Raw genomic sequence first — 24182 nt, forward strand, 5'->3', positions numbered from 1 at the left:
ATAATCTTCCGTAACTATCAAAAAGGTACCCTTACATCAGCTTAACCTGTACAAGGTTAAATTCCCAAGCCCCCGTCAACCTGTATGGTCTGCCCGGTTATATACGCTGCTTTATCAGAAGCTAAAAATGCTGCCGTCTCAGCGATGTCTTCTACTTCACCTAATCTTCTCAGGGGTATTAATTCCGTAACCTTTGCCTTTAAATCATCACTTAAAACCGCTGTCATATCCGTATTTATATAACCAGGTGCTATAGCATTAACCGTTATTCCTCTGGAGCCTAACTCTTTGGCTAACGATTTGGTCATACCGATAACCCCTGCTTTTGCTGCACTATAATTCACCTGTCCGGCATTACCGATTACACCGGATATGGAGGAAATATTAATAATTCTTCCGCTTTTCTGTTTTAACATAAGACGGGATGCCTGTTTCAAACAATTAAAAACGCCCTTTAAATTAGTGTCAATTACTGCGTCAAATTCCTGTTCCGTCATCTTTAAAATCAGATTATCTCTGGTGATACCTGCATTATTTACTAATATATCTATTTTTCCGAATTGTTTTGTAACATCGGAAAACATGGTCTGTACAGCATCAAAATCTGATACATCTGCCTGATAAGTTACGGCATTGCCGCCATTACTTTTAATAATATCCACTACTTCATCCGCTTTTTCTTTGGATCCACAGTAGTTCACTACCACTGCAGCGCCATAGTGTGCAAGAGTAACGGCTATAGCTCTTCCGATTCCTCTGCTGGCACCGGTAACAATTGCAACTTTATTCTCTAGCATCCTATACCTCCTGTAACTTATCCAAATCTTCTACTTTTTCTATATTTATCACTTTACATGATTTATCAATCTTTTTCACAAAAGCAGAAAGCGTTTTACCGGGTCCGATTTCTATGAAAGTATCCACTCCTGCTGTTATCATTGCTTCCACACTTTGCTGCCATTTAACGGAGGAATAAACCTGTTTTGCTAACAGAGTGCGGATATCATCATTTTTATGAATTAATTCTGCATTCACATTAGCAGCGTATGGTACCACCGGATCCTTAATCTCTGCTTCGCCTAATACCTCATATAATTTTTCTCCCGCTGCTTTTAACATAGGAGAATGGAAAGGACCGCTTACATTCAGAGGTATCACTCTTTTCGCTCCGTTTTTCATAAGTTCCTCACCGGCTGATTCCACTGCTTTCTTTTCTCCGGAAATAACTACCTGACCGGGACAGTTATAATTGGCAATGATAACAATACCCTCGGTAGTTTCACATACCTTTTCAATGATTGCGGTATCCATACCTAAAACAGCTGCCATAGCACCTGCTCCCGGTTCTACCGCCTCCTGCATTAAGATTCCTCTTTGGCGAACCACTCTAATGCCCTCTTCAAAACTCAAAACTCCACTAGCCATTAAAGCGGGATATTCTCCTAAGCTTAATCCTGCGCAGATATCCGGTTTTATACTGTATTTCTTAACCTGTTCTAATATTGCCATACAAGTTGTAACCATAGCAATCTGCGTAAATTCGGTAATATTGATTTTATCATTTTCCGCAAAGCAAAGTTTCGCCATATCTATACCAAGTATCTGGGCTGCTTTATCATAAATATCTTTGGAATCCTCATATTTATCATAAAAATCCTTACCCATCCCAATATACTGAGCACCCTGCCCCGGGAATATAAATGCTGTTTTTCCCATGCTTTATTATCCTCTATATTTTCTAAAAATGAAAATTTTTAATTAATTCTTCAGCTTCGCTAACAACTTCCTTTATGATATCCTTACAGGACTGTTCTTTTGATATAAGACCTGCTATTTGTCCTGCCATAACGGAACCATTTATAATATCACCATCAACAACAGCTTTTTTTAGGGAACCCAGCGTCAGCAGTTCTAATTCTTCAAAGCTTTTACCTTCCTGTTCCAACTTCTGGTAATTTCTGGTCATATTGTTACGGATAGAACGCACCGGGTGTCCCGTAGAACGGCCGGTTACTGCAGAATCAATATCCTTGGAGGAAATAATTCGTTTTTTATAATTATCATGTACAATAGATTCATGGGATACTACAAATCTGGTTCCAATCTGTCCGGCTTCCGCTCCCAGCATAAATACGGCTGCTAATCCTCTTCCGTCGCCAATTCCACCGGCTGCAATAACAGGTATTTCTACCGCATCTACGATCTGGGGTATTAAAGCCATAGTAGTTAATTCGCCGATATGTCCGCCTGCTTCACAGCCTTCTGCTACTACTGCATCGGCTCCGTACTTTTCCATTCTTTTTGCCAGTGCTACCGAAGCAACAACAGGTATTACAACAATTCCGGCTTCTTTCCACATTGGTATGTAGCTTTCCGGATTACCAGCTCCCGTAGTAACAACTGAAACTTTTTCTTCCACGACAACCTCAGCAACCTCCGCTGCATGGGGGCTTAATAACATAATATTAACGCCAAATGGTTTATTCGTTAAAGCTTTTGCCTTCCTGATTTCATCACGTACTACATCAGCCGGTGCATTACCGGCAGCAATAATACCCAATCCCCCTGCTTCAGAAACAGCTGCTGCCAGATGATGCTCAGCAACCCAAGCCATTCCTCCCTGAACAATTGGGTATTCTATCTTTAATAAATCACATATCCTCGTCTTCATGAATATATCCTCGATTTCTATTTATTCAACACCTTTTTCTTTTAAATAATTCATAACATCTTCAACGGTCACTATGTTGTTTAAGTCTTCGGAAGGTATTTCAACGTCAAATTTCTCTTCTAATGCCATAACAAGTTCAAATAAATCTAAGGAATCCGCACCTAAATCGTCTTTAAAAGATGCACTTTCTGTAATTTCACTTTCATCTACATTTAACTGTTCTGCAATAATTTCCTTTAAATTTTCTAACATAATCATTGTCTCCTTTAATCTTTACGTAATTGGATTCCCATGGAATCAGAATATATTATAACTAATATTAACTATTTTATTAATTGTAACTCATTAGTCACATGTTCTAACGAACAACACCTGTATTCGTTTATGCATATAAAATATGCAAACAGATACCTATTCTAATATATTATCTGTATCTTTTCACGGTGCAATTTAATACCGCTTTTATGACGTTTTAAAATTATTACGATTATACTAACTATTACAATGGCGGTAGCAGCAATTCCTGATATTATCTTAAACAGATTGCGGAATTTTTTCTCAAATATTCCGATATGGAATCCCCATTCATTTTCCTCTGTTAAATTCTCATTCTCTTCTGCAACCTCTGCGCTTTTTATGTCTTCTGCCGCTTCTAATTCGTAATTACCCGGAAATGTATTGACAATTCCCTCCGAAATAGGATTCTCCACAGGGAACTCGTCAGGACATTTTGAGGTTTTCTTAAATGAAAATAATAATTTAAAAAATGATTTACCTCGTTTCATATCCTTTTCCATATAATCATCTTGAAGCAATTCCGGATTCAGCTCACTCATCATATCAATTAATAATAGTTCGTTCATAACTTGCTCCCTTCTGTGTTTAAAGGTATTTCCTTATCAAAATCCTGTTTCATTTTATTTCTTAATCTGGATAACCTGCTGTCAACGGCAGTAACCGTCATTTTCATTGCTGCTGCTATGTCTTTAGAGGATTGTAAGTAAAAATATCTTCGTATCACTAATTCATGGTCCTTTTTATTCAATCGGCCAATTATTTCATTTAACAACGTTATATTTTCTTTACGAAACACCTGCCCTTCAACACTTTGCTTATGATCAATGTAATATCTTGCTATTTCAGATATATCCTCAGGAAGCTCACGTTCTTCTCTTTTACTTAAATCACGTAATTTATTTATTGCCGTATTTCTAACGATAACTTTCAGATAGGTTTTTAATGATGCCTTTTCCATGTCATACCGTTCAATATGATTCCAAAGCTTTAAGTAAGTATCATTGACACATTCCTCTATATCCCTGGAACGGCTGCCTAAGATTCCGGCAGCTATATGGAAAAGCAGCTTTTCATACTTATCAGCTAATTTCAATAAACCCAATTCATTTTTCTCATATATCAGGTTTATGATTGCCTCATCTTTCAAGTTATAAGCCTCCTTCCTATATGCTCGATTACTAATACACCAGAAAATCTAGAATCTTGCAAAACAAAATTATTTTTTTAATATTTATTATTATTACCCTATTTATAAGTCCAAGTCAAATTAAGTTTTTGTAACAAAACGGACAAGGGCGCGTTCGAATTATTGCAAGCAAGCTTTCATATTCTCACTTTGCTTTCGCGGAAAAAAAAACAGCCTGTCCCGGATATGTCCGGATTTAGTCGGTACAGGCTGTTTATCTTTTATTCTTTTTTTAATCCGCCTTTGGTATAATCATTATTACCATTCCATAAAATCCACTCTTCATAACCGGCATCATACACAGCCTGAATCTGATCGCGTATTTCTTCGGGCCCATAGGATTTGTGATTAGTTAGCCAGGTTGCGGTAAAATCCTGTAACCAGGATCTCACAATTGCTTTATCATCTGTATTTACACCTTTTAGGGCTGTTTGAGATTTTTCTAATGCTTTTTTTATGAGATCATAAGGCTTCAAATCCGGATGTAAAATTCCATAAGATCCGTCCTGGTAATGGGAGGGATAAATCATCGGACAGATATAATCCAGGTATTTAGCCATTTCTTTGTAATCCTGTCCCACTATTTTTGCATCCACTTTACTATCAATTATCGTTCCGAAGACATCAGCTGAAACATATACCCCTAAGGGTTTAAGGTTCTCACAGGCATATTTAGTAAATTCCGTTATAATATCCATCTTACTTTTAGTCTTTGCTTCTTTTCCAAAGGCAACATCCTTTATTCCCTTATCCGTGGAGAAACGGATGTAGTCAAATTGTATCTCATCAAAGCCAACCTTAGCTGCCTCTTTTGCAATGGATAATAAATAATCCCAAACTTCTTTTTTGTAGGGATTTACCCAACAAAGCCCGTTTTTATCCCGGAATACACTGCCGTCTTTTTTCTTTAAACATAAATCTGCTCTGTTCTCTGCAAGGATAGGATCTTTAAAAGCTACAATTCGTGCAATAAGATAAATATCTTTTTCTTTTAATTGATTAACTAACTCCTTGATATCACCAATATAGTTTACATCTGCATGGACAGCCTTGACCTCCGGCAAGTCCATCTTGTATGTTATTTCACCGTTATCATTTTTTATATCAATTACCATAGTATTTAATTCCGTCGTATCAACTAAGCCGATCAATTCTTTCATATAACTTTCTTTCCCTGCTCTGGGTCCGGTAACATAGATTCCTTTCACTTTCCTTGGTTTCCTTCTGACTTCAGTACCAGGCAAGAATGTTTCTTTTACTTCTTCCGTATTATTTTCAGTGGTATCTGCAGTATCTATAATATCTGCGAAATTCGCTTCTGTCTTCATTATATCTTCCTGTGTTTTTCCATCTACTGCCGTATCATCCACGGTAACTATATCATCTTTTGCATTTCCTGATAAGTTAGTATCAGTCTCTATTGTATCTTCCGATTTATTTACCTCACCGGAGGCAGCCTTTTTTATATCTGCAGCCTTATTGCTCAATTGACTCTGAGTTTTGTGGGTTTTATCCTGGCTTTTCAACCTTTCCCGGGTTAGAAAAAAAGAGCCCAAACCCAAGGCAAATGCGACCAATATAATTACAGCAGCCATCCCGCCGTGGCTTCCTCCTTTATTTCTTCTTTGTTTCTTAAGTCTTTTATACGTATCCTTTTTATCTATATACATGTCCTTTTTTTTGCTCATCCTATGCTCCTTTTCCTACCCTTTTGCATTTTTTAACGTTCTATTAATATGGTATTTCTGATTACAAAATTTGTCAAGTTCAATATAACTTTATTACAATTAAGAATATTATTTGTTCATATTTTACAAATAATTCCTAATAAACAGTTCCAAAATATACTTTTTTGTTGACACTATATTTAAAGCTGTTATATAATTATTTCGTAATTTCTCGTTGGTATGTAAAGTGAACTATAGGAGGATTATTCATGGATTTTAGCATTCGGTTAAAGCATTTAAGACAAAAATATAAATTAACCCAAGGCGAATTGGCGGCCGTTATTGGATTAAAGTCAACTGCTATTTCTAACTATGAATCCAAACGCAATGAGCCATCTTTTGAAAAACTAATATCATTATCTGACTATTTTAATGTTTCATGCGATTATATGCTAGGCGTTACCGATAATACATTACGCATTGGAAGTGAAGATTTGGATAATGACACCGCTGATTTCTTCATATTATACAGGCGATTAAATAAAGTAAATACCACTGAAATTAAAAACTACGCGAAATACCTGCTTTATAAACAGGAAAAATTATCTGAGAGTTTAAAAGATAGTACATATGAGATTCAAAAAAATAGAATATAGGACTAATAATGAAATGAATATTATGATAAACAAAGCGGATAAGTCTGCTTCGTTTATCATAATCCCTCATAAGTGAGGGACTTGACCATTTTATACACCGAATGCAGCCAGACCTGTGACATCTACCCAAAGGATACTTAACCTTTTGCATTCGTGTGCATCTTGCCCGGATGACTTTATTTCATAGGGAGTTGGGATAACTTTACTATGAGATAAAAAAACTGCCTCCATGTTATTATATAATATCTACATAAAGCATGAGGCAGTATCCTTCTATACTACAATTATATTATTGATTTGCTCCACAGCATTTTTTATATTTTTTACCGCTTCCACAAGGACAAGGATCGTTTCTTCCTATTTTCTTTTCTTTAACTATTGTACCTGATTTCTTTTGTTCCCAGAATAATTCTTTTCTTCTTTCCTCTGATAAGAGATTATCCCAAACCGGCAACTGATAAAGCCAGTCTGCTTTTGCTTCTACCATATTATAGTATAACTTTTCTTTATCAAAACCAAGATTTACAACTGTTTTTTCATCCATTTCTTCAATAGGATTAGGATTTTTCAAACTGTCATTTATCCCGTCCAGGAATCCTACCATAATAGATAAACTGGTACCATATCTGGATGCTAAATCTTCTACCGTGCCTTCTACTACAGTATCAGGTTCTTCAAGAATTCTCTCATATATTCCTTTTTCAATATTAAAATAGTTTGCCCAAAATAGTTGTCCTTCTTTTTGATTTGTGTCAAGAGAGTAAGCATGATCTCTCCATTCTTGTAATAAACTCATGATATTCATCCTTTCTGTTGTTTAGTATTTACAAAAAAATCCCTAAACTTACGTAAAAAAATTTTTTAAATTTATGTATAATACACCCAAATCCGTATCATACTATAGTTAATCTAATTTAATAAACAATGCCGTCTGCAAAATACAGGCGACTTGTGATAACAATAGAACACACGAAGGTGAACAATCTATTGCAATATTAATTAGATTGCACAATGAGCGTAATCTTATGCAGACGTTGGATCCCCCTCCAACAATAGGATACACGCTTTGCGCACTAACAATGCGCAGCCAACACCAAAGAAAAGTTAAATACTTATCCTCCCCTTTTTAGCAAACAACTCACTGCAAAGGCGTAGTGGGTTGTTTGCTTTTTAATATTAAGTGACTTGTTTTCCCCCATGGCAAAGGTTTCATGTTGGAAATATTTTTATGAAAGCCTTATAAATCAAGGGTTCTCAAAGTTCTGAAGACGAATGGCACAAAGATTATTCTATCATAAATTTTCTTTATACGCAACTTATAAGCAAGTTTTTATTTTTTTAGAGATTGGAACGAGCACTATTTAAATTATCTTGTTACCATACCTTGATAAATGAGTTATAGTACTTTATATCATAGTTGACAAAATCTCAAGTATAATATACCTCATTATCCAAATACCTCATGGTCATACGCTTGCGTTATTAAGTAATTTCTGCAAATACCCTTTTTTTGCTGCTCGCTTCCTAGTTGATCGAATTTTATCTTATCTTTGTTATTTTCACTAATAGCAATACAATAAAACAACCATATTTTTTTACACAATCCTGTGGTGGTTCCCATACTAAAACAAGTTTGCAATCTTCTTCATTTTCTCAACCACAAAAATATCCTCTGTATTGATTTACCAAATAGGTAAGCAGCGCAATGATCATAAGTACAAAAGTAAATAAATCACAATCTAATTACAATATTAAGTCCTCACATACGCAATTTTAATATCAAAAGACGGTACCAGATGGATTTGAAATACCCATAAATTCCCTCTTGGGTCACTATATAGCACAGGATGAAGTAAATACTAAAACATACTAAGGCATCAGCAATTTTATTAATACCATCTTGCAAACAATTTCAAAGAATCCCATTCATTTACTATATCACTGTCCATAACTGGTTCACCATCGGCTTTCGTATAGTTATCCCAGTTATACCATCCTGCGAATTTGTATCCATTCCGTTTCGGTGCTGGTAATTTCCCATATTTTTTACCGCAGGTAACTTCCTTCTCATACTGTTCCCCATTGTAGGCAATAAAAGTTATTTCTAATTTCTTTTCTACCCAGTGGGCATATAATTTCTTCTTTGAATTTTCATCGTAGACAGTTTCGGAAGTTATTTTATTCCCGCCTGTTTTTGCTGTATACCAGCCGTCAAATACATAATTTGCTCTTGCAGGTTCAGGTAATTGACTACTGTACTTTGTACCATAATAAACGGAAACAGTCTCCTTATTAACTTTACCTCCGTTTGCATCCAGAGAAATACTATATTTCTTCCCGCTCCAATGGGCATATAAGGTGTGGGGACCATGTATTTTTACAGCACTGTCTTTTGTTATTTTAATTCCTCCATAAGCGTAAGTATACCAGCCTAAGAAAGTATAATGATCTCTGGTTACTGTCGGCAGACTGCCATAGGTATCCCCGTAAGTAACTTCCATTGAATTTAAAGAAGCAGTTCCGCCCCTCGGATTAAATGTTACGGTATAAGTTTTATCTCCACCGTTATTTATTGCGGCTGCTGCAATAATCTTTTTCGGTGCTGATAATGTTATTAAAAGTATACATAGGACAAACCAAAATAATATTTTGTTATTCATTTTCATATCAAATACTCCATCCCAACATTATAATATAATAATTTATCGGCTGTTTCTCCATTTTTCCTGAAGTAAATTTCAAAGTTCCAACTATTTAGGCATTAGACCTTTTTAATTTTAATCTTATTTAAACTCTAATACATTTTCCACATAATCTGTTAATTCATGGATATTAATTGTAATCTGTTCCATGGTATCCCTGTCCCGCAATGTGACCGTATTCTTTAAAAGGGTATTATCGTCAACCGTAACTGCGAAGGGGGTTCCGATTACATCTCCTCTTCGGTAGCGTTTACCGATATTTCCGGCATCATCATAGGAAACCATAAAGTGTTTCTGCAAATCTTTATAAATTTCAAATGCTTTTTCACTATGGCGTTTTTTAATTAATGGTAATACATTTATCTTAACCGGAGCAAGTGTTGGATTAATTTTTAAAACCTGCCTGGTTTCTTTGGCATCAAGTTCCTCCTCTACCAGAGCTTCGAATAAAACAGCTAAAACAATACGATCCAATCCGTAAGTAGATTCCACAATGTAGGGAATATATCTTTCATTCGTTTGGTCATCAAAATATTCCATACTCTTTCCGGAATATTTCTGATGCCTGGATAAATCAAAGTCAGTCCTGTTGTGAGTACCGTTTATCTCACCCCAGCCAAAAGGAAATAAATATTCGATATCACAGGCTGCCTTTGCATAATGTGCTAACTTTTCGTGGTTATGAAACCTTAAATGTTCTTTGGAAAGACCTAAAAATTCAAAAAATGAGATACCATAATCTTTAAAATACTCGTACTGTTCTTCATCCGTTCCGTTTTTACAGAATGTCTGAAATTCCATCTGCTCAAATTCTATGGTTCGGAATGTAAAATTACCGGGGGTTATTTCATTTCGGAATGCTTTTCCTATCTGACCTATACTAAAAGGCAATTTAGTTCTCATGGTTCTTAGGACATTAAGGAAATTAACATACTCTCCCTGCGCATTTTCCGGCCTTAAATAAATCATACTGGCACTGTTCCGGGTCACTCCCCGCTGTGTTGCAAACATCAGATTAAATTGTCTGATATCCGTAAAATTTGATTTTCCGCATTTCGGACAGGGCACCTTATTTTCTAAGATATACCGAAACATTTCTTCCTGGGTCATGGCATCTGCATTTGCTTCCAAACTATAATCATTGATCAGATTGTCCGCACGGTGCCTGGTTTTACATTCTTTGCAGTCCAATAACGGATCTGTAAAGCTTGATAAATGCCCGCTGGCTTCCCAGACCGTAGGATTCATCAGTATATCCGAATCAATTTCATAACTGTTGTCTCTTTTTTGGATAAAGTAATACCTCCAGGCATCTTTTATATTATTTTTTAACCTTGTTCCCAAAGGACCATAATCCCAGGTATTCGCCAGTCCTCCGTATATTTCACTTCCTTGAAAAATAAAACCGTACTGATTACAAAATGCCGTTAATTCTTCCATTGTTAGTTTTTTCATAGCTAATACCTCCTAAAATTTATATGTAAAGCGGACAATCCCACTTTAGCTTTCTTTCCCGGTAAAGGCAAAATGTAGGAATTTCCAACTGGAAGAAACACGCTTTGCGAGTTTCTTCGGTTCGCGTGCGCGTTGGAATTATTGCAAGCAAGCTTGCTAATTCTCACTTTGCTTTCGCGGAAATAAAAAAGTCCGCCCTAAGCTAATTGCTTAGGGCGAACTTATATGCACTAACTTTTTTTAATAAAAGTCTAGATTCAGTCCGTGGTGCCACCTAAATTCAGGATATCCTGCACTCTAATTACAGCACTTTTTAATCATGCCGCTTCCTTATGATAACGGTGGAATTCCGTTGGTATCTACTCGGATCTTATCCTTTCAACCCACAGCTCTAAGGCGCCTTCTATGTCAATATCATAAAGATTCGCACCGGCCATCTTCTCTCTGAAATCCAATTAACATGTACTATTCCTTTTCACAGCTTTTAAAATTTTTTCTAATTTTATCATTACATAATTACATTGTCAAGGTAACAGACTAATTATTTTTGACAGGTAGCAGACTAATTATTTTTTATAACTGCGGATCTGTTTAACTTAAGCCCTTTACCCTATTTTATATTATTTGGAAAAGCATATTTTTACGGGAGTATTGGAATCTAATCTTACCGTCTGCTTTTTCTTCTGTAGCATTACATCCACTGTCTGTTCCTGTTCTGAACTTAACAGGGCATACTCCAGTTCATGATTTTTAAACCAGATATCTATTGTAATATTACCGCGGCACTTTAATCCCTTTATGTAACCGTCGCTAAATTCCGCCGGCAGCGCAGGTAAAAGACTTATACTGCCCGGTTCGCTCTGCACGAACATCTCTGCTATTCCTGCTGCGGCACCGAAATTACCGTCGATCTGAAAAGGCGGATGGGCATCAAACATATTTTTATAAATTCCGGAACCATCTGAAAAATTATAATCGGAAGTACCCGCAGGACGCATAATCATTTTTAACATGGTAAGACATCTGTCACCCTCTAATAATCTAGCCCAAAGACATATTTTCCATGCCTGTCCCCAGCCGGTGCCCACAGAACCGCGATTAATGAGGGATACCCTGCAGGCTTTAGCAAGCTCAGGAGTCTTAACAGGGGATATTTCCTGAGAAGGATACAGGCAATATAAATGGGAGGAATGACGGTGGTCTACTTCCACTTCTTCATACTCTCTACTGTATTCCAAAAGCTGTCCGCCGGAACCAATCCGGTAATACGCCAATTTATCCAGGGCTTCACTTATCTCATCTGCTATGTTATTTTTTAATTCTGCTCTTTTAACTGCCTGTAAGGTAGTCGTAAACAGTTCTCTTAAAATTCCGATATCCATTGCCGGCATTTTATCCAGATGATATACATTACCGTCTTTTTTATAAGAATTTTCCGGTGAGATGGATAATCCCGTTACAAGGTGTCCGTCCGCATCTTCCGTAAGAAAATCAAGGTAGAAACGGCAGGCTTTTAACAGAATGGGCAGGGCTGTCTCTTTCAGGAAGCTTATATCACCGGTAAACAGATAATGTTCCCAAAGGTGCCGGCACAGCCATCCCGAAGACATAGGCCAATAAGAGTAACCCGTGCAATCCGCTTCTTCCGGGGTTCTTGGTCCGACGGGTGCCGTATGAGCCCAGATATCCGAATTATGATGGGAAACCCATCCGCTGCAGTTATGATGTAGTTTTGCTGTCTTTTCACCGTTTTCGGACAGATGTTTAATGAAATCAATTAACGGTTCCGTACATTCGGACAGATTACAGGTTTCCGACAGCCAGTAATTCATCTGGGTGTTGATATTAATGGTATAATTACTGCTCCAGGGAGCACGAAGCTCCTGATTCCAGATTCCCTGTAGGTTCGCTGCCTGCGTTCCCGGACGTGAACCTGCTATTAACAGATACCGGTTAAACTGGAAAAATAATTCGTATAAGCCTTTATCTAAGGTTCCTTTACTGAACTCCAGAATTCGTTTATCCGTTGGAATATCATCCCTGCCCTCTCCCAGGTTAAGTTCCATTCTGTTAAATAAGGAATTGTAATCCTTTCTATGGTCTGTAAGCAATTCCTGATAAGTTTTTCCTTCCAGCTTCTTTAGGTATTCCCTATTCTTTTCTGCCGGATTCCCATCCGGTATCTGATTATAAGAGGTAAAACTGGTTGCTAAAGATACCAGTACAACAGCTTCCGCGGCATTTTTTATAGAAAGCTTCCGATCAATCAGGCTTATCTGGCCATCTGTATATTGTATATGAATACATCCCTCGAAAGTTTCCGTACAGGATTCATCATCGTAAAGAATAGGATCCTCCACCTGATAATAGCTGGGCATACAGTCAAAGGGTGCTTTACCTGAAAGAATCAGGTTATAATCTTTATCATGTACCAAATGTTTCAGCAGGCTGTCAGCCGAAATAGTGACATTCAATTGATTTTTAACAGATGCTGCAAGATGAATTACCATTACCTCAGCCGGTTTGCTTACAAAAACCTCCCGTTTATAAACAGTTTCTCCGCAGCAAAATTGTGTTGCCGCCAAAGCCGATTTTAAATCTAATTCCCTGCGGTATTGCAGAACTTCACCCGGGAGTTCAAAATCCAGATACAGATTACCAAAAGGTAGATAAGATTCGGTCCAATGACCCAGCATATGCCGGTCGGTTAATTCCTGTGCTTTGTCAATATCTCCCTCCATTACAGCTTTACGGGCCTGCTCCATATATTTAAAAGCCTCCGGATTGTTTTTATCCTTGGGGCAGCCGGACCAGAGGGTATCTTCGTTCAGCTTAATGATTTCATGAGCAGTTCCTCCATAAACCATTCCGCCTATGCGGCCATTACCAATTGGTAGTGCATCTTCCCAAATTTCGGAAGGCTTGTCATACCATAATTTCAAATGTTCTGCCATTGATATTCTCCTTTTCGGTAATTGAAACGATTGAACCGGAAGAAACACGCTTTGCGAGTTTCTCCGGTTCGCGTGCGCGTTCGAACTATTGCAAGCAAGCTTTCATATTCTCACTTTGCTTTCGCGTAAATTTGATTAATTACTTAATCTATTCTTTATTATCCGGTAAATATACCGTATTGCAATCATATTCATTATTATAAACCTTTACCTTTTTACAGTCTATTAGTGAAAGTAACGATAATTTATGCTTTTGTGCCTTTTTTATTATTTCACCCTTTTCATTTGTTCGTATAATTTTATTATTATAAAAAAGCAAATTCTCTACATTTTTTGCTGTCAGTACCTTATCATTCTGTATATAGAATAGATTATGATGAATCCGTATATTTTTGTGAATAGGAAAATCTTCTCCGGGAAGCTTCCCGCCTTTTACAACCGGATCGATGCTAATAGCCGTATTTCCATCCGGTTCAGTTCCATATGGGTTCCATATGAAAAAGATGTTATTTCTGATTTCCATATCTCTGACAGGACCGGATTCATACCAGTTTTCACTGTCATTGGATATAAAAACAGACGGCATACTCATACCATGGAATTCATTTTCTTCTATTATTACTTTCTTCCTGCTGGTACATAAGATACCTCTGGTTGGAATGGTTTCAAAATAACATTTTTTAATAATAACGGATGGGGTATAAGTAACATTTTCAGCCACGTATTTTCCTTCTGTACCGATTTTATCCTTAAAAAAATCCGGCAGTTCTTCCATAAAAGTGACCTGCATGACTCTTCCGCTATCGGACATAACCGTTCCTCTATTATCCACCGTATATTCTTTCTCTCCGTTAACTCCCTGAAGGGTGTCTCTTGCATAGAAAATAACTTTATCTCCCGGGTGGTACTGCGGGAACCCTCCCTGTTGGTTATGTACGTATTCCAACAGCAGCGTATGATTATCCATCATTTCTTTTACTCTGGTAAAAGTTCCGTGTATATTAATGGAATCGTCGTGGGCATTGCCAAACCGGCATTCTTCGATTCGGATTTCACCCCCGGCACCGGACACATGTATCAGATCCGCAAACCCGGTAGCCCTTCTGCCGGTATTTTCCCTTGGAATAAACCTGCATTTTACAAACGATACGTCATTGCACATCTGTGTCAGCCATCCGAAACTATGAAGATAATGTACCGTCACATCTTCAATCCGTACCTTTTTACTTTCCCAGATAAAAGCTCCGGCAGTTTCCCGGTAAGCATTCCGGCAGATTTCAAAACACATCCCTGCCTTATAACAGTCCGTATCTTTATTCGTATAAGTAACCTGTAATCTGTGGTCCTCCAGCTCAGTAACATCCTTAACATGGGATAACGGCCACATTTCCTCCCTGCATCTGATAGCAGTTTTATCCCACGGCTGATATAATACTAATGCTTCCATAAACTCCTGGTTTTTAAAATTCCAGTAAGTATCGCCTGTCAGGGGGCTCTTTTCATACCACAAAACATCGGAATCTTTCACTTCATAAGTCTGGGAAAAAGGTACCTTATAGGTTACCTGGTTTTTAAATACGCTTTCAACTTCCATTTCCGATACTGTGGCACAGGGAAAATCCCAGGAAAAATGATTTAGTTTAATTTGATTACTGTTTACTATTGCCAAAGCCATCATATTTCCATGAAATATAAATAAAGAACCGTCACCGTCTATCCATAGGTCTTCCTGATCTTCGATCAAAAAACCAATCTCTTTAACGGGATACTCCAGGCTGTTGGTATTAGAAGTATGATAAAACCTTTTTAAAGCATATTCTTTATGAAAATGATACTCTCCATTCGGAAAGAAAAGGGTTGCCGGTTCCTTTCTTTCCTTAATTTCTTCCATCGCTTTTTGTACCGGTACGGTACAGTCTGTTCCGGCACCGGCTTTTGCACCGTAATCTAAAATATTAACAATTCTTCGTTCCATTTTTTACCTCTGTTCTTTTATAATGTCTCGTGTAGTGCCGATATTTCGTTGCTTAACCATAAGGAGAAATCGCTCCGCCTGTTCCTGATATGATATTAATAATCGGCATTAAATCTGCTACGATAGGATATGGGAGTATTCTGTTGATTTAAATAAATATATCTATTATAATAATCTTGTACGAATATTACGAAAGGAGTCCCATATGAAAAAAATCAAGCGTATTTTAGCTATTATTGTTGTGATTTTTCTGGTTTCCTTATATGGATTGACATTATATGCCGCTCTTACAGCTTCACCTAATTCACATGCTTTATTTCAAGCCAGTCTATATTCTACAGTAGTAATTCCGATTATGATATATGCTTATATATTAGTTTACAAGTTATTAAAAAAATGGTCACAGGATAAATATAATAATTAACCGGAAACCGGAAGAAACACGCTTTGCGAGTTTCTCCGGTTCGCTTTCGCGTTCGAATTATTGCATGCAAGCTTGCTAATTCTTACTTTGCTTTCTCGGAAATAAAAGCTGTTGCAAGATTATATAATTTTGCAGCAGCTTAATCATTTATTCCAACCAAACATCTACTATTCTTCAGCCTCATCCCTGATTCTTTTAAGATGTTCTTTTATTACTTTTTCATACCCTTGTTCCGCAGGTTCATAAAATACCCTGCCCTTTAATTCATCAGGCAGATACTGCTGATTGACATAATGGTTTTTATAATTATGGGCGTATTTATAACCCAGACCATGTCCCAATTCTGCCGCCCCTTATAATGGGAATCCATTAGATAAGAGGGAATTGTTGCTGTTTTCTCATTTTGCACGGCTCCAGAAGCAGCGTCTATAGCCATGACGGAAGAATTGCTTTTCGGTGCACAGGCAACATATGCCGCAGCCTGTGCTAAAACAATTCTGGCTTCCGGCATACCAAGACGTTCGACTGCCTGCGCTGCAGCAGTAGCTACCACCAGAGCATTGGGATCTGCATTGGATACATCTTCCGAAGCACAAATCATAATTCTTCGCGCTATAAAAGTAATACTTTCTCCCGCATATAACATACGGGCAAGATAATAAACCGCCGCATCGGGATCTGATCCTCTCATGCTTTTAATAAAAGCTGATATGGTATCATAGTGGTTATCGCCGGTTTTATCATAACGGACTACCCGTTTCTGAATACATTCTCCGGCTACCGGCAAAGTAATGTGTATCTTTCCGTCTTCCGATCTTTCCGTAGTCAAAATACCTAACTCAATGGCATTTAATGCGGCTCTTGCATCTCCGTTAGCAATATCGGATAGAAAGTCCAGCGCATCTTCATCAATAACGGCATTATAACCTCCCATACCCCTTTCTTCATCATAAACAGCCCGGTTCAGAAGTTTTTTTATGTCTTCTTTTTCCAAGGGTTTTAATTCGAATATAATAGATCGGGATAATAAAGCGCTGTTTACTTCAAAATATGGATTTTCCGTGGTGGCTCCAATTAAAATAATAGTGCCGTCTTCCACGAAAGGTAACAGATAATCCTGCTGTCCTTTATTAAACCGATGAATTTCATCTATAAATAATATGGTTTTTTTACCGTACATACCTGCATTATCTTTCGCCTGCCCGATTACCTCTTCCATATCTTTTTTACCGGCAGAAGTAGCATTTATCTGAGTGAAAGCAGAACTGGTTGTCCCTGCAATTACTTTTGCCAAGGTTGTTTTACCGGTTCCTGGCGGACCGTAAAATATAATGGAACTGATTTTATCGGCCTTTATAGCCCGGTATAGCAGTTTATCTTTCCCGATTATATGACTTTGCCCCACCACTTCATCCAGGGTTTTCGGGCGTAATCGCGAAGCCAGAGGAGAATCTTTCTCCATTTTATTACTCCTCATGTATTCAAATAAATCCATGTTACTGCCTCCTTACCCATTAATCTTTACAAGCATTTCCTACATTGTATAGAAAAAAACAATCACAGTCAACCTTTCTTTCTACTTCCTCATTATAAGTCATTATAAATAACTAATCCAATAAATTGTAACACTTGATTTCTTATCAATCTATGATACAATAAAAAAATCAAATGCTTTCAGGAGGTTTCTATGCCAATTCCCCAAGATCCCATTATCTTATTAAGTTACATTAATACACAGTTAAGAGATTATTATAATAATTTAACAGAATTATGTCTGAATTTAAATATAGAGGAATCACAGATAGTAGAAAAATTAAAATCCATTCAATATGAATATGATCCCACATTGAATCAATTTAAATAGGTGAAAAATGATGAACAAACCTTTTCGTACTGTATATACAGGCGGTACCGGTGAAATAACAGAAAAAAAATCCAGATTCATAGCCAATGTCGCTCCGGTTCTAACGGAAGATGATGCCTTGGAATTTATAGAACAATTAAAGAAAAAATACTGGGATGCAAGACATAACTGTTATGCCTATGTAATCGGGCCAAAGGATGAAATCCAAAGATGCAGTGATGACGGAGAGCCTTCTAAAACTGCCGGAAGACCTATACTGGACGTATTGCTGGGTGAAGAAATCCATAATACCGTAATTGTGGTAACCAGGTACTTTGGAGGCACACTGCTCGGGACCGGAGGACTGGTACGTGCTTATCAGAGTGCTGCTAAGGAAGGACTTTCCTGCAGTACTATCGTTGAGAAATTAAAAGGGCAGAGAATTACGGTAACAACAGATTACAATGGGATTGGTAAAATTCAATATCTCATCTCACAATTAGGCATTACTATTTTAGATACCGAATATACCGATATTGTAAAAATATTAATTTTAATACCTGATGATATCTATACTGAATTTATTAAGAAAACTACTGAGGCTACTAACGGGAAAGCTCAGGTAACAGAAGATGGTGAGGTTTATTTTGCAACTATTTCCGGACAAGTTGAAATATTCTAATTCTGCTCTTATTTATTTTTAACCGGAAGAAACACGCTTTGCGGGTTTCTTCCGGTCGCATGCGCGTTGGAATTATTACATGCAAGCTTGCTAATTCTCACTTTGCTTTCGCACACCAAAAAAGAAGTCTCTTAAAACTTGAGAGACTTCTTTTTGTAATATTTCTTCCATTTTTATAACCTACTATGTAATAAATATGCTTTGTTTTAAGCTTATATATAATCGCTAACTAAATCGTCAACTATTTCAAGCATTGTTACTAAAGTAACCCCATTATACCATAGTTTATGTACCATTTCTTTTACGATATCCCTTGAATAGGAAATGGGATCCGTATATTCTGTTTCCAGACAATCATCCAAGTGCTTCACTATTTTTATTCCATACAAACTTATATCTTGTCCACGACTTTTATAATCTTCTACCAGATAATAATCTAATTGTACCTCCTTACTATCTTCCATTATCATCGTTTTAGTACCCTCTAAATAAAGTTTTTTCATTGCCCCTCCCTATAATCCATACAATTTAAAGCATCTTTTCTTACAGTAGGTTTAAATCTAATTACATTATATATTTGTTATTATACGATTAAAAGCAGAATAACTCGGCATAATGTTCTACTTTTCGACATAGAACGTATTTTTCTCACGATATGTAAAAAATAGTGTGAATTTTCCCATTTTAATCTTCGTAAATGTGAATATTATGACAATTACCTACATTTTTACCTAGCAACATTTTGTTGCCTAATATAAAACTGCTTATGCAATTAGCCATAAATGCTTCCTATATAAAATTTTCTTTATTTTGTAGTAACAATTTGATATAATGTTAGGATAAAGGAGGTTTATTATGGACTTTAGCAAAAAAGGAACTGCAAAAAAACAACAGCAGATAAAATCTACTTCCAGAAAAATTGCCTCTAAAGCCGGGGTATCTATTTTTAGAATTTTTTTGATTGGGATTGTATTTGTGGCTGTTATCGGATCATTTGCCGGGTTTGGAGTTTTAAAAGGACTTGCTGACAGTGCACCAAGTATAGATCAGATAAATGTTATTCCTACAGGTTACACTACCAATATATATGACAAAGACGGTAATTTAATCGAAACTTTAGCCGGTGCGGAAGCCAACCGTGTATATGTTACTATAGATGAAATACCGAAAGTTCTTCAAAACTGTGTTATCAGTATTGAAGATGAACGTTTTTATGAACACAATGGTATCGATATAAGAGGTATCTTCAGAGCTTTCTTTGTTGGCGTAAGCAAAGGAAATTTTGATGAGGGTGCCAGTACACTCACTCAGCAGCTGATTAAAAATCAGGTTTTCAACGGCGGTGCGGAGGATAACTTTACCGATCGTTTTATCCGTAAAGTTCAAGAGTGGTATTTGGCTGTTCAATTAGAAGACCGCCTGGATAAAAAATCCATACTGGAATACTATCTGAATAATATAAATTTAGGCGCCGGAACCTATGGTGTGCAGACAGCATCGCAAAGATATTTTAATAAAGACGTAGGTGAATTAACTTTATCTGAAGCAGCAGTTATAGCCGCAATTGCACAATCACCGACCAATATGAATCCAATTACCCATCCGGATAATAATTCCGATAGGCGGGCAAAGGTTCTTGAGAATATGAAAAATCAAGGGCTATGTACGGAAGAAGAATATCAGGAAGCAGTTAATGATGATGTGTATTCCAGGATTCAAAATATAAATGAAGAACAAGATACAACATCTTACTATAGTTATTTTGTTGATGAATTAATCGAACAGGTGATTGAAGATTTACAGCAGGAAAAAGGTTACACTTATACTCAGGCCAGCAATGCTCTTTATACCGGCGGTTTAAGTATATATACAACCTTGGATTCCAAGATACAGGGTATTGTGGATGATGTCTATTCCAACAAAGATTACTTCCCTGAAGTTGGAAAAGATTCTTTTTGGGAACTGACTTATGCTTTATCCATTCAAAAGAAAGACGGGACCACGATCCACTATCATACGAATGATTTAGTAGATTATTTTAAAGAAAATTCTTCTTTCTCAACCTATTTCACCAGTAAAAAAGAAGCCCAAAAACGGGTAAAAGAATTTAAAGATGCTATGGTGGAAGACGGAGATATTATTCTGGGCGAAAACACAAGTTTGATTATTCAGCCCCAGTCATCCATGGTTATCATGGATCAGGACAACGGACAAGTCGTAGCTTTAGTTGGAGGAAGAGGTGAAAAAACCGGTAACAGGACCTTAAACAGAGCAACCAATACAATGAGACAGCCAGGTTCCACTTTCAAGGTATTATCTACTTACCTGCCCGCTTTAGACTCCGCGGGAATGACCTTAGCTTCTGTTATTGATGACGCACCGTTTAAATATCCGGATTCAGATAAGTATGTAAGTAACTGGAACGGAGAAACTTACGAGGGTTTCACTACCTTAAGGCAGGCAATTACCAACTCCATGAATATTGTTACGGTAAAAACATTAGCACAGGTAACCCCCAGATTGGTTTTGATTATTTAACTAAGTTAGGTTTTACCACCTTAGTTGACAGCAGGACATCGGATAGCGGAAAAGTATATTCCGATATTAACTTATCTATGGCACTTGGCGGTATTACAGATGGTGTAAGTAATCTGGAACTCACCGCAGCTTTTGCAGCTATTGCAAACAGTGGCTATTATACAAAACCAAGCTTTTATACCAAAATTTTGGATCATGATAATAAGGTATTATTGAAAAACAAACCTACCGGCCGTCAGGTTATGAAGGAATCAACATCTTTTCTTTTAACCAGCGCAATGGAGGATGTTGTTAAAAAAGGTACCGGTTCTTCCGTTAATTTTAATGAAATCAGCATGCCGATAGCCGGTAAAACAGGTACCACATCCGATGATAATGACCTCTGGTTTGCCGGATATACTCCATATTATACAGCAGCCATATGGTCCGGTTATGATAATAACAAAACTCAAACCAATAAGAGTTATCAAAAAATTATTTGGCGTGATGTCATGCAGCGGATTCATGAAGAATATAAGTTGGAATCCAAACCTTTTACCAAACCGGATTCCATTGTAGCAGCAGATATCTGTACTAAGAGCGGAAAACTGGCAGTGGATGGTTTATGCGATAAATATATCGGAGGGTCCACTGTTAAAACAGAATATTTCGCAAGAGGTACGGTTCCTACTGAAAAATGCGATATTCATGTTAAAGTTACTATATGTAAGGATTCCAAACAACTTGCAGGAGAGTATTGTCCTGAATCATCTTTGGAAGAAAAAGTTTATCTGATTAAAGAAGAAAAAAGTCCGACAAAAGATACACCATATATTTTGCCGACCAAAACATGTACCAAACATAATTCCAAAACAAAAAATACACCTACTAATACTCCATTTCCACCGAGTAATAATAATACCGGCGATATTGCTCCAACCACTCCGCCATATGACAACGGAGCAAATAACGGTAATAATAATGGCAGCAACGGCAATAACGGTAATAATGGTAATGGTAATAACGGTAGTGGTAATAATGGCGGAACGGATACCATCACAGGTGATGGTACTGAGACCAATGATGAAACAGATATAGAATTCTATTATGATTACAGTCAATAAGAAAGAGTCTGACTTGTCAGACTCTGGCGCTGACGTGCAAGCTTGCCAATTCTCACTTTGCTTTCGCGGAAATTAAGAAAAGCCGGTTTCAAAACCATAAGTTATTGTCTAACTTATAGTTTGGGAACCGGCTTTTCCTGGTGTTTCATCTATATTAAAAGCATTTATATACCTTGTGCTTTTGGTTTAATCAGAAAATTATTAATGTTAACATCCTAATTGTTATTAGAAATTTATCATTTAAATTAAAAATCAAATTAAGGTATATAAGATGCTTGAAATATAACTAAGTTAAAATTAGTCCTTTAACTTCGGGTTAAATATCCAAGAAGCCATATAGGAAAAAATTAATGCTGCTGAAATTCCTACTGCCGAAGCGGTAAAACCTCCTTTAAACAAACCGATGAACCCTTCTTCCGTTAACGATTTTTTGATACCTTTAAATAGTAAATTGCCAAAACCGCTAAGAGGTACACTGGCTCCTGCTCCTGCCCATTTTGCAAATGGTTCATATACGCCGATGGCTCCTAACGCTGCCCCCAGACATACCAGTATAACCATGATTCTGCCTGGCATAAGTTTGGTGCTATCCATAAAAATCTGTACAACGGCGCAGATTGCACCTCCAACTAAAAATGCTTTTAAATAATCCATATGCTTCTCCTATCCGGCTTTATTACATAGAATAGTAATAAATATCCAATTAACTTACCTCTATAACAACTCCATGAGCAATTCCGGGTACGGAATTTCCTTCATTAAAACTAACCTGTGATAATAATGCTCCTGTTGGAACAAATAAAACTCTTGTCCACTCGTGACGTCTCAGTTTTTGAAAAATATATCCTGTTAATGTTATGGCACTGCAGGCACAGCCGCTTCCACCGGCGTGTGTATCCTGTATATCCTTATTAAAAATTTCAATCCCACAATCCATATGATTTGCACTTATATCAAATCCATCCTGCTTTAATAAATCAATTAAAATATCTTTACCTACATAACCTAAATCACCGGTAATGATTTTATCATAATAGTTGGGTAGTATATTAAAATCTTTTAAATTCTGTGAAATCGTATTATAAGCCGCAGGAGCCATACAGGCACCCATATTCATAGAGTCCTTTAAGCCGTAATCTACTATTTTACCAACTGTTATTCCTTTGATTCTGATTGACCCGTTATCTGCGCTATTTTGTTTTGCTTTAGCAGCCGGTTTCTCCGAGCCTATAACTACCGCTCCGCTGCCCGTTACTGTCCAGGAGGCTGATAACGGTCTTTGATTGCCATAGGCTAAAGGAAAACGGAATTGCTTTTCTGCACCGGCAAAATGACTGGAAGTCAAAGCTACCACTTTATCCGCATAACCTCCGTCAATAATCATTGCTCCCAGTGCCATGGATTCACCCATGGTGGAGCAGGCCCCATAAATACCAAAGATAGGTATATTTAAATCTACAATACCAAATGAAGTGGCTATTAATTGGCCTAACAGGTCACCTCCGACTAAGAACCTGATATCCTCACTCTTTAATCCTGCTTTTTCAATAGCAAGCTCCGCAGCCCTCTTCATGAAACGGCTTTCTGCATCCTCCCAGGTAGTTCCACCGCACATAGGGTCTTCTTCAATTTGATCAAAAAAGCTTCCTAGCGGCCCATCTCCCTCTTTTTTACCTGCAATGGATGATCCGGAAAGGATATAAGGTGCATTAGCAAATAAGATACTTTGTTTACCTACTATTTTAGTTACTTTATTATCATTTTGTTCTGCCATATTTATACCCATTGCATAACATATCTGCTTACAGATATGTTACTGCCACAAATAAAAAGTGTGAAAGAACTATATGTGGCATTCCTTTCTTTTATTATATTTTCTTAAGTAATTGCGAAACTCCAATATTGTATTTATATACCATGCAATTAATACAATTTTAGAGCTGAATCTTGCCCGGAGGGCAACTGAAGCTATAAAATTCGTATCAATTGTATGGTATATTCTAAAAACTACATAGTTTCGCAATTACCT

General features: G+C 37.0%; 21 protein-coding genes, 1 pseudogene and 1 other annotated feature. Of the genes and pseudogenes, 6 read left to right on the forward strand and 16 right to left on the reverse strand.

What is annotated here, in order from left to right; all coding sequences use genetic code 11:
* Positions 1-56 precede the first annotated feature (56 nt).
* From fabG to Ana3638_RS00865, 7 genes are all read right to left on the reverse strand, one after another.
* Positions 57-797 (reverse strand): 3-oxoacyl-[acyl-carrier-protein] reductase, encoded by a 741-nt coding sequence (gene fabG / locus Ana3638_RS00835; protein WP_161836168.1) that lies wholly within the window; start codon positions 795-797, stop codon positions 57-59.
* A gap of 1 nt (position 798) precedes the next feature.
* Entirely contained in the window at positions 799-1716 is a 918-nt protein-coding gene (fabD, locus tag Ana3638_RS00840; RefSeq protein ID WP_161836170.1) for an ACP S-malonyltransferase, read from the reverse strand.
* 22 nt (positions 1717-1738) lie between these two features.
* A complete protein-coding gene (gene fabK / locus Ana3638_RS00845; protein WP_161836172.1) occupies positions 1739-2671 on the reverse strand; it encodes an enoyl-[acyl-carrier-protein] reductase FabK in 933 nt (310 codons plus the stop codon).
* A 21-nt stretch (positions 2672-2692) separates the two neighbouring features.
* The gene (acpP, locus tag Ana3638_RS00850) at positions 2693-2923 is read right to left on the reverse strand and encodes an acyl carrier protein (protein WP_161836174.1); all 231 of its coding nucleotides are present in this window, start codon (positions 2921-2923) and stop codon (positions 2693-2695) included.
* Between the two features lie 164 nt (positions 2924-3087).
* Positions 3088-3534, reverse strand: coding sequence for a hypothetical protein (locus Ana3638_RS00855; protein WP_161836176.1), 447 nt, complete (start codon positions 3532-3534; stop codon positions 3088-3090).
* Positions 3531-4115 (reverse strand): RNA polymerase sigma factor, encoded by a 585-nt coding sequence (locus tag Ana3638_RS00860; RefSeq protein WP_161836178.1) that lies wholly within the window; start codon positions 4113-4115, stop codon positions 3531-3533. The genes Ana3638_RS00855 and Ana3638_RS00860 overlap by 4 nt, the downstream gene beginning before the upstream one ends.
* A gap of 260 nt (positions 4116-4375) precedes the next feature.
* Positions 4376-5842, reverse strand: a complete 1467-nt coding sequence (locus tag Ana3638_RS00865) for a putative glycoside hydrolase (RefSeq protein WP_161836180.1) — start codon at positions 5840-5842, stop codon at positions 4376-4378.
* A 248-nt stretch (positions 5843-6090) separates the two neighbouring features.
* Here Ana3638_RS00865 and Ana3638_RS00870 point away from each other — a divergent pair, with 248 nt between their 5' ends.
* A complete protein-coding gene (locus tag Ana3638_RS00870; protein WP_161836182.1) occupies positions 6091-6477 on the forward strand; it encodes a helix-turn-helix domain-containing protein in 387 nt (128 codons plus the stop codon).
* A gap of 289 nt (positions 6478-6766) precedes the next feature.
* Here Ana3638_RS00870 and Ana3638_RS00875 read toward each other — a convergent pair whose 3' ends face one another.
* The 5 genes from Ana3638_RS00875 to Ana3638_RS00895 form a co-directional block, all read right to left on the reverse strand.
* The gene (locus Ana3638_RS00875) at positions 6767-7273 is read right to left on the reverse strand and encodes an SEC-C metal-binding domain-containing protein (RefSeq protein WP_202621548.1); all 507 of its coding nucleotides are present in this window, start codon (positions 7271-7273) and stop codon (positions 6767-6769) included.
* A gap of 1093 nt (positions 7274-8366) precedes the next feature.
* Positions 8367-9143: an InlB B-repeat-containing protein gene (locus Ana3638_RS00880; RefSeq protein WP_161836186.1), complete on the reverse strand. Its 777-nt coding sequence runs from the start codon at positions 9141-9143 to the stop codon at positions 8367-8369.
* Positions 9144-9260: 117 nt separating this feature from the next.
* Positions 9261-10634 (reverse strand): glycine--tRNA ligase, encoded by a 1374-nt coding sequence (locus tag Ana3638_RS00885; RefSeq protein ID WP_161836188.1) that lies wholly within the window; start codon positions 10632-10634, stop codon positions 9261-9263.
* A gap of 243 nt (positions 10635-10877) precedes the next feature.
* Positions 10878-11122 (reverse strand) — a binding site (T-box leader).
* A 132-nt stretch (positions 11123-11254) separates the two neighbouring features.
* Positions 11255-13588, reverse strand: coding sequence for a glycoside hydrolase family 95 protein (locus Ana3638_RS00890; protein ID WP_161836190.1), 2334 nt, complete (start codon positions 13586-13588; stop codon positions 11255-11257).
* 148 nt (positions 13589-13736) lie between these two features.
* Positions 13737-15563 (reverse strand): glycosyl hydrolase family 28-related protein, encoded by a 1827-nt coding sequence (locus tag Ana3638_RS00895; RefSeq protein ID WP_161836192.1) that lies wholly within the window; start codon positions 15561-15563, stop codon positions 13737-13739.
* 205 nt (positions 15564-15768) lie between these two features.
* On the opposite strand from Ana3638_RS00895, the gene Ana3638_RS00900 reads away from it, so the two are divergent.
* Entirely contained in the window at positions 15769-15987 is a 219-nt protein-coding gene (locus Ana3638_RS00900; RefSeq protein ID WP_161836194.1) for a hypothetical protein, read from the forward strand.
* 167 nt (positions 15988-16154) lie between these two features.
* Here Ana3638_RS00900 and Ana3638_RS00905 read toward each other — a convergent pair.
* A pseudogene (locus tag Ana3638_RS00905) lies at positions 16155-17482 on the reverse strand (replication-associated recombination protein A).
* A 192-nt stretch (positions 17483-17674) separates the two neighbouring features.
* On the opposite strand from Ana3638_RS00905, the gene Ana3638_RS00910 reads away from it, so the two are divergent.
* Entirely contained in the window at positions 17675-17851 is a 177-nt protein-coding gene (locus tag Ana3638_RS00910; protein WP_161836196.1) for a DUF4250 domain-containing protein, read from the forward strand.
* Positions 17852-17861: 10 nt separating this feature from the next.
* Complete coding sequence (locus Ana3638_RS00915) at positions 17862-18512, forward strand: YigZ family protein (protein WP_202621549.1); 651 nt, start codon at positions 17862-17864, stop codon at positions 18510-18512.
* A 212-nt stretch (positions 18513-18724) separates the two neighbouring features.
* Here the strand turns inward: Ana3638_RS00915 and Ana3638_RS00920 are convergent, their stop codons facing one another.
* Entirely contained in the window at positions 18725-19015 is a 291-nt protein-coding gene (locus Ana3638_RS00920) for a DUF6514 family protein (RefSeq protein ID WP_161836200.1), read from the reverse strand.
* Between the two features lie 352 nt (positions 19016-19367).
* Here Ana3638_RS00920 and Ana3638_RS25645 point away from each other — a divergent pair, with 352 nt between their 5' ends.
* Both Ana3638_RS25645 and Ana3638_RS25650 read left to right on the forward strand, forming a co-directional pair.
* Positions 19368-21050 (forward strand): transglycosylase domain-containing protein, encoded by a 1683-nt coding sequence (locus Ana3638_RS25645; protein ID WP_281352866.1) that lies wholly within the window; start codon positions 19368-19370, stop codon positions 21048-21050.
* Positions 21032-22153, forward strand: coding sequence for a penicillin-binding transpeptidase domain-containing protein (locus Ana3638_RS25650; protein WP_281352923.1), 1122 nt, complete (start codon positions 21032-21034; stop codon positions 22151-22153). The genes Ana3638_RS25645 and Ana3638_RS25650 overlap by 19 nt, the downstream gene beginning before the upstream one ends.
* 297 nt (positions 22154-22450) lie before the next feature.
* Here Ana3638_RS25650 and Ana3638_RS00930 read toward each other — a convergent pair whose 3' ends face one another.
* Positions 22451-22807: a SpoVA/SpoVAEb family sporulation membrane protein gene (locus Ana3638_RS00930; protein ID WP_161836202.1), complete on the reverse strand. Its 357-nt coding sequence runs from the start codon at positions 22805-22807 to the stop codon at positions 22451-22453.
* Between the two features lie 49 nt (positions 22808-22856).
* A complete protein-coding gene (spoVAD, locus tag Ana3638_RS00935) occupies positions 22857-23939 on the reverse strand; it encodes a stage V sporulation protein AD (protein ID WP_246240655.1) in 1083 nt (360 codons plus the stop codon).
* Positions 23940-24182: the final 243 nt, after the last annotated feature.

Origin of the sequence: Anaerocolumna sedimenticola, assembly GCF_009931695.1 — a bacterium.
GTDB classification, from domain to species: domain Bacteria; phylum Bacillota; class Clostridia; order Lachnospirales; family Lachnospiraceae; genus Anaerocolumna; species Anaerocolumna sedimenticola.

What these genes read in the sequence shown, in the direction of transcription:
- fabG (WP_161836168.1), bottom strand. Translation starts at nt 797, where the DNA reads ATGCTAGAGAATAAAGTTGCAATTGTTACCGGTGCCAGCAGAGGAATC.
- fabD (WP_161836170.1), bottom strand. Translation starts at nt 1,716, where the DNA reads ATGGGAAAAACAGCATTTATATTCCCGGGGCAGGGTGCTCAGTATATT.
- fabK (WP_161836172.1), bottom strand. Translation starts at nt 2,671, where the DNA reads ATGAAGACGAGGATATGTGATTTATTAAAGATAGAATACCCAATTGTT.
- acpP (WP_161836174.1), bottom strand. Translation starts at nt 2,923, where the DNA reads ATGTTAGAAAATTTAAAGGAAATTATTGCAGAACAGTTAAATGTAGAT.
- Ana3638_RS00855 (WP_161836176.1), bottom strand. Translation starts at nt 3,534, where the DNA reads ATGAACGAACTATTATTAATTGATATGATGAGTGAGCTGAATCCGGAA.
- Ana3638_RS00865 (WP_161836180.1), bottom strand. Translation starts at nt 5,842, where the DNA reads ATGAGCAAAAAAAAGGACATGTATATAGATAAAAAGGATACGTATAAA.
- Ana3638_RS00870 (WP_161836182.1), top strand. Translation starts at nt 6,091, where the DNA reads ATGGATTTTAGCATTCGGTTAAAGCATTTAAGACAAAAATATAAATTA.
- Ana3638_RS00875 (WP_202621548.1), bottom strand. Translation starts at nt 7,273, where the DNA reads ATGAGTTTATTACAAGAATGGAGAGATCATGCTTACTCTCTTGACACA.
- Ana3638_RS00880 (WP_161836186.1), bottom strand. Translation starts at nt 9,143, where the DNA reads ATGAAAATGAATAACAAAATATTATTTTGGTTTGTCCTATGTATACTT.
- Ana3638_RS00885 (WP_161836188.1), bottom strand. Translation starts at nt 10,634, where the DNA reads ATGAAAAAACTAACAATGGAAGAATTAACGGCATTTTGTAATCAGTAC.
- Ana3638_RS00890 (WP_161836190.1), bottom strand. Translation starts at nt 13,588, where the DNA reads ATGGCAGAACATTTGAAATTATGGTATGACAAGCCTTCCGAAATTTGG.
- Ana3638_RS00895 (WP_161836192.1), bottom strand. Translation starts at nt 15,563, where the DNA reads ATGGAACGAAGAATTGTTAATATTTTAGATTACGGTGCAAAAGCCGGT.
- Ana3638_RS00900 (WP_161836194.1), top strand. Translation starts at nt 15,769, where the DNA reads ATGAAAAAAATCAAGCGTATTTTAGCTATTATTGTTGTGATTTTTCTG.
- Ana3638_RS00910 (WP_161836196.1), top strand. Translation starts at nt 17,675, where the DNA reads ATGCCAATTCCCCAAGATCCCATTATCTTATTAAGTTACATTAATACA.
- Ana3638_RS00915 (WP_202621549.1), top strand. Translation starts at nt 17,862, where the DNA reads ATGAACAAACCTTTTCGTACTGTATATACAGGCGGTACCGGTGAAATA.
- Ana3638_RS00920 (WP_161836200.1), bottom strand. Translation starts at nt 19,015, where the DNA reads ATGAAAAAACTTTATTTAGAGGGTACTAAAACGATGATAATGGAAGAT.
- Ana3638_RS25645 (WP_281352866.1), top strand. Translation starts at nt 19,368, where the DNA reads ATGGACTTTAGCAAAAAAGGAACTGCAAAAAAACAACAGCAGATAAAA.
- Ana3638_RS00930 (WP_161836202.1), bottom strand. Translation starts at nt 22,807, where the DNA reads ATGGATTATTTAAAAGCATTTTTAGTTGGAGGTGCAATCTGCGCCGTT.
- spoVAD (WP_246240655.1), bottom strand. Translation starts at nt 23,939, where the DNA reads ATGGGTATAAATATGGCAGAACAAAATGATAATAAAGTAACTAAAATA.